12 protein-coding genes are annotated in these 12,693 nt (G+C 33.2%); 5 read left to right on the plus strand and 7 right to left on the minus strand.

Annotated features, from left to right (window positions below):
- Positions 1 to 213: 213 nt before the first annotated feature.
- The 4 genes from V1T75_RS14030 to V1T75_RS14045 form a co-directional block, all read right to left on the minus strand.
- The gene (locus V1T75_RS14030) at positions 214 to 939 is read right to left on the minus strand and encodes a DUF4294 domain-containing protein (protein WP_330489133.1); all 726 of its coding nucleotides are present in this window, start codon (positions 937 to 939) and stop codon (positions 214 to 216) included.
- Between the two features lie 106 nt (positions 940 to 1,045).
- Positions 1,046 to 2,299, minus strand: coding sequence for an aminotransferase class I/II-fold pyridoxal phosphate-dependent enzyme (locus V1T75_RS14035; RefSeq protein WP_330489134.1), 1,254 nt, complete (start codon positions 2,297 to 2,299; stop codon positions 1,046 to 1,048).
- Between the two features lie 128 nt (positions 2,300 to 2,427).
- Positions 2,428 to 4,644 carry a xanthine dehydrogenase family protein molybdopterin-binding subunit gene (locus V1T75_RS14040; RefSeq protein ID WP_330489135.1) on the minus strand — a complete coding sequence of 739 codons (2,217 nt, stop codon included), beginning with the start codon at positions 4,642 to 4,644 and terminating at the stop codon, positions 2,428 to 2,430.
- Between the two features lie 12 nt (positions 4,645 to 4,656).
- Positions 4,657 to 5,118 carry a (2Fe-2S)-binding protein gene (locus V1T75_RS14045; protein ID WP_330489136.1) on the minus strand — a complete coding sequence of 154 codons (462 nt, stop codon included), beginning with the start codon at positions 5,116 to 5,118 and terminating at the stop codon, positions 4,657 to 4,659.
- Positions 5,119 to 5,231: 113 nt separating this feature from the next.
- On the opposite strand from V1T75_RS14045, the gene V1T75_RS14050 reads away from it, so the two are divergent.
- The gene (locus V1T75_RS14050) at positions 5,232 to 6,341 is read left to right on the plus strand and encodes a bestrophin family protein (RefSeq protein WP_330489137.1); all 1,110 of its coding nucleotides are present in this window, start codon (positions 5,232 to 5,234) and stop codon (positions 6,339 to 6,341) included.
- A 36-nt stretch (positions 6,342 to 6,377) separates the two neighbouring features.
- On the opposite strand, the gene V1T75_RS14055 is transcribed toward V1T75_RS14050, so the two are convergent.
- Genes V1T75_RS14055 through V1T75_RS14065 form a run of 3 tightly spaced genes read right to left on the minus strand, consistent with a single transcriptional unit; the run spans position 6,378 to position 8,947 of the window.
- The gene (locus V1T75_RS14055) at positions 6,378 to 7,328 is read right to left on the minus strand and encodes a phosphoribosylaminoimidazolesuccinocarboxamide synthase (RefSeq protein WP_330489138.1); all 951 of its coding nucleotides are present in this window, start codon (positions 7,326 to 7,328) and stop codon (positions 6,378 to 6,380) included.
- A 48-nt stretch (positions 7,329 to 7,376) separates the two neighbouring features.
- Positions 7,377 to 7,997 (minus strand): hypothetical protein, encoded by a 621-nt coding sequence (locus V1T75_RS14060; RefSeq protein WP_330489139.1) that lies wholly within the window; start codon positions 7,995 to 7,997, stop codon positions 7,377 to 7,379.
- Positions 7,994 to 8,947: a PhoH family protein gene (locus V1T75_RS14065; protein ID WP_330489140.1), complete on the minus strand. Its 954-nt coding sequence runs from the start codon at positions 8,945 to 8,947 to the stop codon at positions 7,994 to 7,996. Before V1T75_RS14065 ends, V1T75_RS14060 begins: the two co-directional genes overlap by 4 nt.
- A 119-nt stretch (positions 8,948 to 9,066) precedes the next feature.
- Here V1T75_RS14065 and V1T75_RS14070 point away from each other — a divergent pair, with 119 nt between their 5' ends.
- The 4 genes from V1T75_RS14070 to gldG all read left to right on the plus strand — a co-directional run bounded on the left by V1T75_RS14070 (position 9,067) and on the right by gldG (position 12,649).
- Positions 9,067 to 9,927 (plus strand): SAM hydrolase/SAM-dependent halogenase family protein, encoded by an 861-nt coding sequence (locus V1T75_RS14070; RefSeq protein WP_330489141.1) that lies wholly within the window; start codon positions 9,067 to 9,069, stop codon positions 9,925 to 9,927.
- Between the two features lie 5 nt (positions 9,928 to 9,932).
- The gene (locus tag V1T75_RS14075; RefSeq protein ID WP_330489142.1) at positions 9,933 to 10,229 is read left to right on the plus strand and encodes a putative quinol monooxygenase; all 297 of its coding nucleotides are present in this window, start codon (positions 9,933 to 9,935) and stop codon (positions 10,227 to 10,229) included.
- Between the two features lie 67 nt (positions 10,230 to 10,296).
- On the plus strand, positions 10,297 to 11,016 hold the full coding sequence (gene gldF, locus V1T75_RS14080; protein ID WP_330489143.1) for a gliding motility-associated ABC transporter permease subunit GldF: 720 nt from the start codon (positions 10,297 to 10,299) through the stop codon (positions 11,014 to 11,016).
- Positions 11,009 to 12,649 (plus strand): gliding motility-associated ABC transporter substrate-binding protein GldG, encoded by a 1,641-nt coding sequence (gene gldG, locus V1T75_RS14085; RefSeq protein ID WP_330489144.1) that lies wholly within the window; start codon positions 11,009 to 11,011, stop codon positions 12,647 to 12,649. The genes gldF and gldG overlap by 8 nt, the downstream gene beginning before the upstream one ends.
- Positions 12,650 to 12,693: the final 44 nt, after the last annotated feature.

Below are 12,693 nucleotides of genomic sequence, written 5' to 3' on the forward strand. Positions count from 1 at the left end.
TTTACAACAATGACTTTTTTTATCTTTTTTTAAAACTATTTTTTAACCCGCTATAATCTAACTCTTTATATCTGAAAATTTTTTCTAACCAATCAAAACAATACCTACTCTTGTGCTCTAAACACCCGCTTTAAATACTATCATTAACACGGAAGTGACTTATATATGTAGTACAACATAGACTAAAGTAAGTTACGCTAATACATAATTTGATTACTTTTTCTTGAGTTTTCGTTTCTTACGCATCTGAGCAAACATCTCTTTGTATTCCGTAACATCTACATATCCCCTACTTTTTGATACTATTTTTAAATAGTCTTTCTGTAATTTAGGTGCTTGGTACTCTAAGTTCTCCTCTATATATGCTCGCTGAATGATATCTTCAACTAAATAGTCTTCGTTTTCCGTTTCAGGTTTATACTCTGATTTTAATGATAGCTTAAATAAGTTTGCTGTGGTATTGTACCAAAAAGCTTTCCAACCACTTCTTAATTCTTTTACATTATCAAAGGCTGTTTTTCCTGTTTGACGATGAATTAGCTTTAACAAAATTCTTCCTTCTGTTCTTGTTAACTTCTTTAAGGGGGCTGTTAATTCTTCTTCTAAATACTTTTGAATTCTTTTTACATATTTTCTTTTTTTACTTTTTGATGTTATTCTAGCTAATCGTGAATTTACACTATCTACTCTTTTTGCTGCTAAGATTGCATAAGGGTACGCTTTGAATACCTTTTTTCGTAGCCAGTAATAATAAAGGATGTCTTTTTTTTCTTTAAACTTATGTTTTGGGAGTATGGTTACTTCATTTAATTTTATCATTAAGCTATCTCCTTCTTTAATCAATATATACTCATCATTAAAGTTTGGTAATGTATCTTTAATTTGAGCGTTTGTGATTGTTACAAACAATATTGAATATAAGTATAGTAATTTTTTCATTTGATTTTTTATAAATAAAGGGATTCCAAATGTATCATTTCTCTTTTTAAAACAAAAAAACTCATGAAGTATTTCATGAGTTTTTATTTATTTTTTTAATTTCTTATTATTCTGCCATAATTGTAGCTGCTACTTGTTTGTAGGTTCCGTTTTCTAATTTTTCACGGATTGCAGAAAAAGCTACAATTGTTTCATTTACATCTTCAATTGTATGACGTGCTGTTGGAATTAACCTCAATATTATTAATCCCTTTGGTATTACGGGATATACAACAATTGAGCAAAATACTCCATGATTTTCTCTTAAATCATTCACCATTGCCATGGCTTCAGGAATTTCTCCTTTTAAGTATACTGGTGTAATACAGGTTTGTGTTGTTCCTAAATCAAAACCTGCTTCGCGCAAACCTGATTGTAATGCATTGGTTATTTTCCAAAGGTTTTCTTTTAGTTCAGGCATGGTACGAATCATATCCAAACGTTTTAATGCTCCTTTTACCATTGGCATTGGTAGTGATTTAGCAAACATTTGTGATCGCATGTTATATTGCAGGTATTGAACCACATCTTTGTCTCCTGCAAAGAACGCTCCTATTCCTGCCATAGATTTAGCAAATGTTGCAAAATACACATCAATTCCGTCTTGCACTCCTTGTTCAAATCCTGTTCCTCTTCCTCCTTCTCCTAATGTTCCGAATCCGTGAGCATCATCTACTAATAAGCGGAAATTGTATTTTTCTTTCAAGGCTACTATTTCTGCTAAGCGTCCTTGCTCTCCTCGCATACCAAATACTCCTTCAGAAACTAACAAAATTCCGCCTCCTGTTTTTTCTGCCATTTTGGTAGCACGCTTTAAGTTTTTCTCACAGCTTTCTATATCGTTGTGACGGTATACAAAACGTTTTCCGGCGTGTAAACGAACTCCATCAATAATACATGCATGTGTATCCATGTCATATACTATGATATCATCTTTCCCTACTAAAGCATCAATTGCAGAGACCATTCCTTGGTATCCAAAGTTTACTAAATATGCAGCTTCTTTTCCTACAAACTCAGCACATTCTTGCTCTAACTGTTCATGGTATTTTGTGTGTCCTGACATCATACGAGCTCCCATAGGGTAGGCCATTCCATCTGTAGCGGCTGATTCTCCATCTACCTTTAATACTTCTGGATGATTTGCTAATCCTAAGTAGTCATTGATACTCCAAGTTATTACTTTTTTCCCATTGAAAGACATACGGTTAGAAATTGGTCCTTCTAATTTAGGAAACACATAATACCCTTCTGCTTTATCTGCCCATTTTCCTAAAGGTCCCTTATCTCCTTTAATTCTTTCAAATAAATCTTTAACCATTGTTATTTTTGATTTTTATAGGTTGCGAAAGTAGTGCTTTTTGACAGATTTTCAAAAATTACCGAGTGTTTCGTTTTCAATAAATAACAAAAACACTCTTTTGTCAAACCTACAAAGTTCGTTCGTTTTTAGGATAAAATATTTGATTTTAATTCTTCTATAAATGGTTGTTTATACAATCTCTTACCCAAAGCTTTATGAATTGCATTTGCTACTGCTCCTCCTGCTGGTGGTAAACCTGGTTCTCCTAAACCCGTTGGAGCTAATTCATTTTCTACAAAGTACACATCAACTTTTGGCGTTTCATTTATTCTTATCAGTCGATAATTATCAAAATTTCTACTTGATGGTGCTCCTTCATTAAAAGTTAAATTCCCATACATTGCATGTCCAATACCATCAATTATCCCCCCTTGAACTTGATTGATTGCTCCTGTTGGATTTACAACGATGCCACAATCGACTGCTGCGACGACTTTGGTTACCACCGGTACTCCTTCTTTTAGTTCTACTTCTGCTACTTCTGCTACATGAGTATTGTGACTGTAATACGCTGAAAATCCTTGATAAACTCCTTCTTTTGATTTTCCCCAGTTTCCTTTTTTTGCAGCTAGTCGAATTGCATCTTGCATTCTTTTTCCTGAATACTGGATATTCTCATCTTTTGTTTCTTTTACATTTTCTAATAAGTCTAAACGTAGTTGCACTGGATCAATGTCTAGTTCTTGTGCTAATTCATCAAAAAATGATTGTTCTGCATATCCTAAAAAGTTCGTGTATGGCGCTCTCCATGCTCCTGTACTAATGTTACTTTTGTAATTTCCTGTAGATACTTTATAATTTGGAATACATCCCGCTGGAAAGAAATGTGGAATTAATCCATACATATTATCATTAATTGCTGCTTCTTTTAAATGATACCCTGTTACTTTTCCATCTTTAATTGATGCTGCTATTTTATATTTAATAGCTGGTCGGTAAATCCCTGCTGTCATATCTTCTTCTCTTGTTGAAACCATTTTTACTGGTTTCTTAATTTTATCAGATATTTCAAGAGCTTCATATACAAAGTCTCCATACAACCTTCTTCCAAATCCACCTCCCATTCTAGTCATTTCTACATGTACCTGTTCTAAATTACGACCTAACATTTCTGATGCTACTTGAGCTGCATATTCTGGTGTTTGTACAGGTCCTATTAAATGTACTTTTTCTGATGTTACATTCGCAAAAAAGTTCATTGGCTCCATACAGTTATGTGGTAAGAAAGGAGAATGATAGGTACGTTCTATAACTTTATCTGCTTCTGAAAATGCTTTTTTAACGTCTCCATCTTCTCTTCTTACATCAAGTTTATCTCCATCTAGTAAGCTTACTAATTTTTCATCGTGAAACTTTGTGTTTTCAAGTTCAGTCCCTACTTTCCATGTCGCTTTGATGGCTTTTGCCCCTTTGATTGCTACCCATGTGTTTTTAGCTATTACTACTACTTTATCTGATTTTGGTAATTTGAAAGTCCAGTTATTTTTACCGGATTCAATAAAATTCCTTGCTTTTTCTCCGATAGTAACCACCTCGATAACTCCAGCAATTTTTTTAGCTTCAGATGCATCAAATGATTCCAATTCTTCACCAAAAGAAGGTGGTCTTACTACTGCTGCATAAACCATCCCATCCTCTTTGTAATCTAATCCAAACAAAGGTTTTCCTGTTACTATGTTACCGACATCTACATTGGTAGCATTGTTACCTATAATAGAAAATTCTGAAGGTTTCTTTAAGGTTACTTTTTCTGGTACTTCTAAAGTTGCTGCTTCTTTAACTACTTCTCCGTATCCTAATTTGTCTCCATTAGCATTGGTTATTGTTCCTTTTGAAGCTGAACAAGTACTAGCTTCTACTCCCCATTTTACTGCTGCCGCATTTATTAGCATTTGCTTTGTTGTTGCTCCAGTTTGTCTCAAAGCTGTCCATCCGTGACGAATAGACTGACTTCCTCCAGCTAATTGACGTGTATAGTTTTTTGTGTCTAGTGGGGCTTGTACTACATGTACTTTATCCCAATCTATATCTAATTCTTCGGCGATAATCATCGGCATCGAAGTTTTTACACCTTGACCTATTTCTGGATTTGGTGAGTAAATAGTTACATAACCTTCATCAGATATTTTTATAAACGCATTAAAATCGTTGAAATTTAAGTTTTCAACATCCACAGATGGTTTTACATTTGGCTTACATGCGGTGAATAAATTAAAGCCAATCATGATGCCTCCACTGGCTAGCGCAGAGGCTCTTAAAAAATTTCTTCTACTAAACGTTACTTTGTTTTCTTGTGTGCTCATGATTGAAAAATTTTAAGACATTTTTTCGGCAGCTAAAGCAACTGCCTTTTCTATTCTATTATAAGCTGCACAACGACAAATGTTTCCTTGCATGGCTTCTCTTATCTCTTCTTTTGAGGGGCTTGGATTTTCTTTTAGAAATGATGCAGCCGTCATAATTTGACCTGCTTGACAGTATCCGCATTGCGGAACGTCTACTTCTTTCCAAGCTTCTTGAAGCGGATGCTCTCCTTCTGCAGACAATCCTTCTATTGTAGTTATTTCTTCTTTTTCAATCATAGAGACTTGTAGTTGACAACTTCTCATTGCTGTTCCGTCTACATGAACAGTACAGGCTCCGCATTGTGCTATTCCACAGCCGAACTTAGTTCCTACCATATTGAGTTCATCTCGTAAAACCCACAACAATGGCGTATCAGCATCTGCAGTAAAGGATACCGACTTTCCGTTAATTTTTAATGTATAATTTGGCATTTTAAAAGTCGTTTTTAGAATTCATGTAAGTTACAAAAAATTATGAAGTCTTCATTCTTCTTTAAATTAATTGTGTTTTTTGTATTTTAGTTTATCAACTAAAAACAACTCTCATGTATACTAAGAGAAATTATTCACTCAAGGACATGCTGTCTTGGACTAGGCGCTATATTTATATTTTTATTATTTTATCACTTATTCCTGTATTACTTTACACCGGACTACGTTGGTATTGGCTTCATCTACCTTGGTTACCTATTGGTTTAGTGGGTACTGCTTTGGCCTTTATTATTTCATTTAAAAACAATGCTTCTTATGATAGGCTATGGGAAGCCCGTAAAATTTGGGGAGGTATTGTAAATGCTTCTCGATCATTTGCCATAATGACTAACGATTTTATAACCAATGAACGCGCATCTGTTAAACTTTCAAAAGAAGAACTTTTTAAAATTAAAAAGCAGTTAATTATGCGTCATGTTGCTTGGATGACTGCTTTACGACATTCACTAAGAGCACCAAAACCATGGGAAATTTCTAACTTTAACAAATCTGATCGAGAATATATTGATACGCGTTTCAATGTAAAAGAACGGGTAAATAGCCTTGATGAAGAGTTGACAGGCTATGTAATAGACAAGGACAAAGCGTTTGTTTTAAACCAACGCAACAAGCAAGGTGCTTGTTTAAAATTACAATCAAATCAATTAAGGGAACTGAAAGAGAAAGGGTATTTATGGGAATTCGCCTTTTTAGAGATGGAAAAGATGCTAGTTGAGTTTTTTGCTTTACAAGGAAAAGCTGAACGCATAAAAAACTTTCCATACCCCAGACAGTTTGCTACTTTAAACCGATTTTTCATTTGGATTTTCGTTATTTTATTACCTTATGGAATGATGCACGAATTTGATAAAATAGGAAAACAAGTTGTTGATCTTACTCAAAACTGGAAACCTTATCCTGAGGAAGGTTTTCATCATTTAATTGAATTGATAGGCGAACACTTTGTATGGTTTACAATTCCATTTAGTGTAGTTATTTCTTGGATTTTTCATACAATGGAACGTATTGGAGAAGTTTCAGAGAACCCCTTTGAAGGTACTCCTAACGATATCCCTATTACCACCATGTCTCGAGCTATTGAAATTGACATTCGTCAAATCATAGAAGACGACCCTAACGACATTCCAGCGCCAATAGAAGCTGTTAAAGATGTACAGATGTAACCAACAAAAAAGCCTGAGAAATCAGGCTTTTTATTTTTATTTATTCTGTAAAAAGGTAGTTACCTTCTTTTCTATTCTTTCCAGCACATTTTCTGTATTTGCTTTTACAAAAGTTTCTCCTGTAATTTGCTCATACAATTCAATATATCTATTAGAGATTTCATTGATTTTTTTATCGGACATTTCAGGAATTTGCTGTCCTTCTTTTCCTTGAAAACCATTTTCAATTAACCACTGACGTACAAACTCTTTTGATAATTGTTTTTGCTTCTCTCCTTTTTCTTGACGTTCTGCATATCCATCAGCATAAAAATAACGAGAAGAATCTGGTGTATGGATTTCATCAATCAATACAATTTTACCATCTTTAGTTTTCCCAAACTCATATTTGGTATCTACTAAAATCAATCCTCTTTTAGCAGCTAATTCGGTTCCTCTTTGAAATAACTTTCTTGTGTAGTCTTCTAATACTAAATAGTCTTCTTCTGAAACAATTCCTTTTGCTAAAATAGCTTCACGAGAAATATCTTCATCGTGTTCTCCATTATCTGCCTTCGTTGACGGTGTAATGATTGGTTTTGGAAATTTGTCATTCTCTTGCATTCCTTCAGGCATTGCTACTCCACAAAGCATTCTCTTTCCTGCTGCATATTCACGGGCTGCATGCCCCGATAAATATCCGCGAATGACCATTTCTACTTTAAAAGGTTCGCATAAGTGTCCTACTGCTACATTTTCATCCGGAGTTGCTAATAACCAATTTGGGACAATATCTGCTGTATCGTTCATCATTTTGGTTGCAATTTGATTTAGAATTTGCCCTTTGAAAGGAATTTGACGTGGTAAAATCACATCAAATGCAGAAAGACGATCTGAAGCAATCATTACCAATAAATCATCATTAATATTATAGACTTCTCTTACTTTTCCTTTGTAAACTGTCTTTTGCCCTGGAAACTGAAAATTCGTTTCGTTAATTGTATTCATTAGTATATTGTTGTGTTGTTGTGGCGCAAATGTAATCTTTTAGACAGATTATTCATCAATCTTTTTAAAACGTTTTATCTGTTTTAAATTATCAGCTATTGGAGTGGCACTAATTGTCTTTTCTCCAGGAACGAAATAGAAAAAATAAGCGGAGTTTTGCCCTACTTTTTTAACATTTAACTTTGAATTATCTTTAAAAACTAAGGTATAGTTTGGTTTTATTTCTTTTTCTGACACTTTACTCCTAATTCCTAAGGCCATTCCTAATCGCATAGAAACGAATAGCATAAAAAACATAAACATTAATCCAAGCATCGGGTTTTTCTTACTTCTTAACCTTTCGTATTTTTTGTCCCATTTTTCAATATCGTATATTTTTTGATACCATTTTTTTTCTCTTAAGTATGCATAAATTTTAAACATCCAATTAGAAAAATACAAATACATTAATGCAAATAACACAGCTAAAATTAATGCCATCAACCAGTTATTAGCCAATAAACTTACTGGAGAAATTAAAGCATCTAATATAGTCGTATAGTTTAAATAGGTTACTCCAAAAACCCCATAAAAAATGGCATCACTAACTAATCCTAAAATAATTAAATATAAATAACCGATATAAAAATAATCTTGAAGACCTAGTTTATCTTTATCAATTTTTATCATTCTGTTTCTATACTTTTATAGGCTGAGATAATTTTCTTAACCAATCTATGGCGGATTACATCTTTGTCATCTAAATACACTTGTGCAATTCCATCAATATCTTTTAACGCTAATAACGATTCTTTAAGCCCTGACACTTGTCTTCTAGGTAAATCTATCTGACCTGGATCGCCCGTAATGATAAACTTTGCATGCATTCCCATACGTGTTAAAAACATCTTCATTTGTGAATGCGTGGTATTTTGTGCTTCATCTAAAATTACAAAAGCGTTGTCTAAAGTACGACCGCGCATGAATGCTAAGGGGGCAATTTGTATGACTCCTTTTTCGAGATGTGATTCTAGTTTTTCATGTGGAATCATATCTCTTAAAGCATCGTACAAAGGTTGCATGTATGGATCTAACTTCTCTTTTAAATCTCCTGGAAGAAATCCTAAGTTTTCACCCGACTCAACAGCTGGTCTTGTTAATATAATTCGTCTTACTTCTTTTTCTTTTAATGCTTTTACCGCCAGAGCAACTGCTGTGTATGTTTTACCAGTACCAGCGGGGCCTACAGCAAATAACATATCGTTTTTTTGCATTAGCTCCACCATTTTACGCTGATTGGCTGTTTGTGCTTTAATTAACTTTCCACTAACACCATGTACTAACACGTCTTTAGCATTCCCCGATTTTCGTATTTCTTCTTCCTTGCCAGTTGATGTTAAAATTCGCTCAATACTATTTTCATCTAACTTGTTGTATCTGTTAAAGTATTTGATAAGCATCTCTAGCCGCTTTTCAAATTCATTTAACAATTCAGGTTCACCAAAAATTTTAAGTTTATTTCCTCTAGCAACTATTTTTATTTTAGGAAAGAAGCTTTTTAACTGAGTAATAGTGCTGTTTTGAGCTCCAAAAAAATCGTTTGGGTTGATTTCTGTTAATTCAATTACGCGTTCGTTCAAATGATAAAAGTTTTAATATTATTCACACTAAAAATAATGATTATTTTTCTTGAATTACGTAGTTTTGTTTAAAATTTCAGCATAATTTTTCACAAATTAATTAACAAACACCTAAATTAATGTCTCTTATTACATTAACTACTGATTTTGGAACGAAAGACCACTTTGTAGGGGCTGTAAAAGGAGCTATTTATTCTGAGTTACCTGATGCCAAGATTGTTGATATTACGCATGAAATTTCTCCTTTTAACATTACTGAAACTGCTTATATTTTAAAGAATGCTTATAAGAGCTTTCCTGATAAAACAATTCATGTTATTGGGGTCGATTCAGAATTAAGTGTAGATAATAAACACATTGCACTAGAACTAGACAATCATTATTTTATTTGTCCTGATAACGGGCTAATTTCAATGATTGCTTCTGAAATCAAACCTACTAAAATTGTTGAAATTAATATTCACGATCGTATTGAGAGTAGTTTTCCAGTATTGGATGTTTTTGTACAAGTTGCTTCTCATATTGCTCGTGGTGGTAGTTTGAGTGTTATTGGTAGAGAGATTGAAACTTATAAAAAGATTGTTGAAATTAAGCCGAAAATAAACGAGCAGCAAACTATCATTGCAGGTGGTGTTATTTACATTGATAACTATGGAAATGTAATTACGAACATTAGCAAAAAACAATTCAATACCATTGGAAAAGGTCGTGATTATAAAGTTACAGCTAGACGCTATACTTTTTCTAAAATTTACAACCGATATAACGAAATTGTTGATTTTTCGGTTACTGATAAAAGACAATACGATGGTGAAAAGTTAGCTATTTTTAATTCTGCTGGCTTTTTAGAAATTGCTATTTACCGAAGCAATTTAGAAACGGTTGGTGGAGCTTCTACCTTACTGGGTTTAGAATATCGTGACACCATTACTGTTGAATTTGAAAATCCTGTTAAACCAGAGTTTATCCCTATAAATTAAAATGTATGTTTGTACGAATTGTAAAAATGAGCTTTCAGCCAGAAAAAATTGAAGTATTTTTAAACAACTTTAACGCCAAAAAAGAATTTATACGAAAATCACCTGGTTGCCGTTTATTAGAATTGTACAGAGACAAAACAAACTCAAACATATTTTTCACTTATAGTTACTGGGAAACTGAGCAAGATTTAGAAAACTACAGAAAATCTGATTTATTTAAAGGTGTTTGGGCACAAACCAAAGTATTATTTAACGACAAGCCTCTTGCTTGGAGTGTGGATAAAGTTGAATCGTTACCTTAGTCCATAGGCGTTAGACAATAGTCTTATAAAAATAATTAAACATTATAAACAACTAAACAGTTATACATTGTTACCACTACTAAAGAAAGAATTTAACTCATTTTTTGCCTCTCCTATTGCCTATTTGGTAATTGGGGTATTTTTACTTGTAAATGGTTTATTTTTATGGGTATTTAAAGATAATTTCAATATTTTAAATGCGGGTTTTGCCGATTTAAATAGCTTTTTTTATTTGGCTCCATGGTTGTTCTTATTTCTAATTCCTGCCATCACGATGAAAAGTTTTGCTGATGAGTTTAATAGTGGAACCATTGAGATTTTAAAAACCAAACCGCTTACCGATGGGCAAATTGTATTAGGTAAGTTTTTTGCTGCTCTTTTATTAGTTGTTATCGCATTAATCCCTACCTTAACCTATGCTTATACTGTGTATCAATTAGGAAGTCCGGTTGGGAATTTAGATCTAGGTGGTACTATAGGTTCTTATTTAGGGTTGTTATTTTTAGCAGCAACCTATACCGCAGTTGGATTGTTTACTTCTACCCTATCCAAAAATCAAATTGTGGCGTTTATTCTAAGTGTGTTTATCACTTTTGCTTTATTTTATGGTTTTGACGCTGTAGGCTCTTCTTTAGGAAACTCAGGATACACCTTACAACAATTTGGTATTAACGAACACTTTAAAAGTATTAGCCGTGGTGTGGTAGACACTCGTGATGTAATCTATTTTATCAGTGTTACTGTCTTCTTTTTATTCATCACTAAACAACAGTTAAAAAATGAATAAGAAAATACAACATACCGCATTCGCTTTCATAGTATTATTTATTGTTAACTACTTGGCTAACGTTGTTTACCAACGTTTTGATTTAACACAAGACAAACGTTATACCTTATCTGAAGTAAGTGAACGTCTTATTGATAAAATTGATACCCCACTAACGATTCATGTATTCTTAGAAGGTGATTTTCCTGCGGAATTTAAACGTTTACAAATAGAAACACGCCAGTTTTTAGAAGAATTACAAGCTAAAAATTCTAATATTCGTTTCCGTTTTATCAACCCTGATAATATTCGTGAACGTTTGGTAAAAAGAGGAATGATGCCTAGCCAGTTAACTGTAGAAGAAGATGGAAAGTTATCTGAAGCTATTATTTTTCCTTGGGCTGAAATTACGTATGGTAAAAAAGTAGAGTTAATTTCTTTACTTCCTAACTCAATTGCTAAGACTCAAGAAGCTCAGCTACAAAATGCTGTTGAAAAATTAGAGTATTCTTTTGCGAATGCACTACATAGTATTACTTTAAAAGAAAGACAAAAAATAGCGGTATTAGCTGGTAATGGTGAACTACAAGATATTTATCAATATAGTTTGTTAAGTGAAATTGGTAAAAAATATCGTTTGGCTAAGTTTACATTAGATAGTGTTGCTAATAATCCGCAAAAAACTTTAAAAGACTTAAGAGCATACGATTTAGCAATTATTGCTAAACCTACTGAGCGCTTTACCGAAGAGGAAAAGCTTACCGTCGATCAATTTATTGCCAATGGTGGTAAAAGTTTATGGATGTTAGATAATAACTATGCGGATACCGATAGTTTGTATAATGAAGGAAAAATGTTGGCTTTTCCTCGTGATTTGAATTTAACGGACTTATTGTTTGGGTATCAAGTTCGTGTAAACAATAAATTGATACAGGATTTATATGCTGCTAAAATTCCGTTAGCTACAGGAAATGTAGGTAATCAAACACAGTTTCAACACTTAAATTGGTTTTATCATCCACTAGTTAATGGTAATCCTAACCACCCGATTACTAAAAATGTTGCACCTGTTCGTTTTCGTTTTACTACTCAAATAGATACGTTAAAAGGAAACTTAAAAAAGACTCCGTTATTAGTAACTTCTGTACTTACCAAACAAACAGGAACTCCCAACTTTATTGAATTACAAAGTATTGCGAAAGAACCTAAAGAAAATGAATTTGCTTCTGGTCCGCAATTATTAGCCGTTCTTATAGAAGGAAACATTCCTTCTGCCTATAAAAATAGAATAAAACCTTTTAACACTCCTGATTTTAAAGCTGAGAGTACAAACAATAAAATGATTGTAATTGCTGATGGTGATGTAGGTAGAAATCAGATTTTAAAAGGAAAACCTCACGATTTATCACTGGATAAATGGACAGGAGAACAGTTTGGTAATAAAGAGTTTTTAATTAATGCGATTGATTATTTATTAGATGATTCTGGATTGATTCAACTGCGTAATAAAACCATTCAAATGAATTTATTGGATAAGCAACGTGCTTTTGCTGAAAAACGTTCTTGGCAATTTATCAATATTGGTATTCCGTTAGTTTTGTTAGCCCTGTTTGGTATTGGGTTTAATTACTGGAGGAAGAAGAAGTATCAATAATTGGCTGTTGGCTGTTGGCTGTTGGCTGTTGGCTGTTGGCTGTT

This window comes from Tenacibaculum sp. FZY0031, assembly GCF_036350695.1.
GTDB lineage: Bacteria > Bacteroidota > Bacteroidia > Flavobacteriales > Flavobacteriaceae > Polaribacter.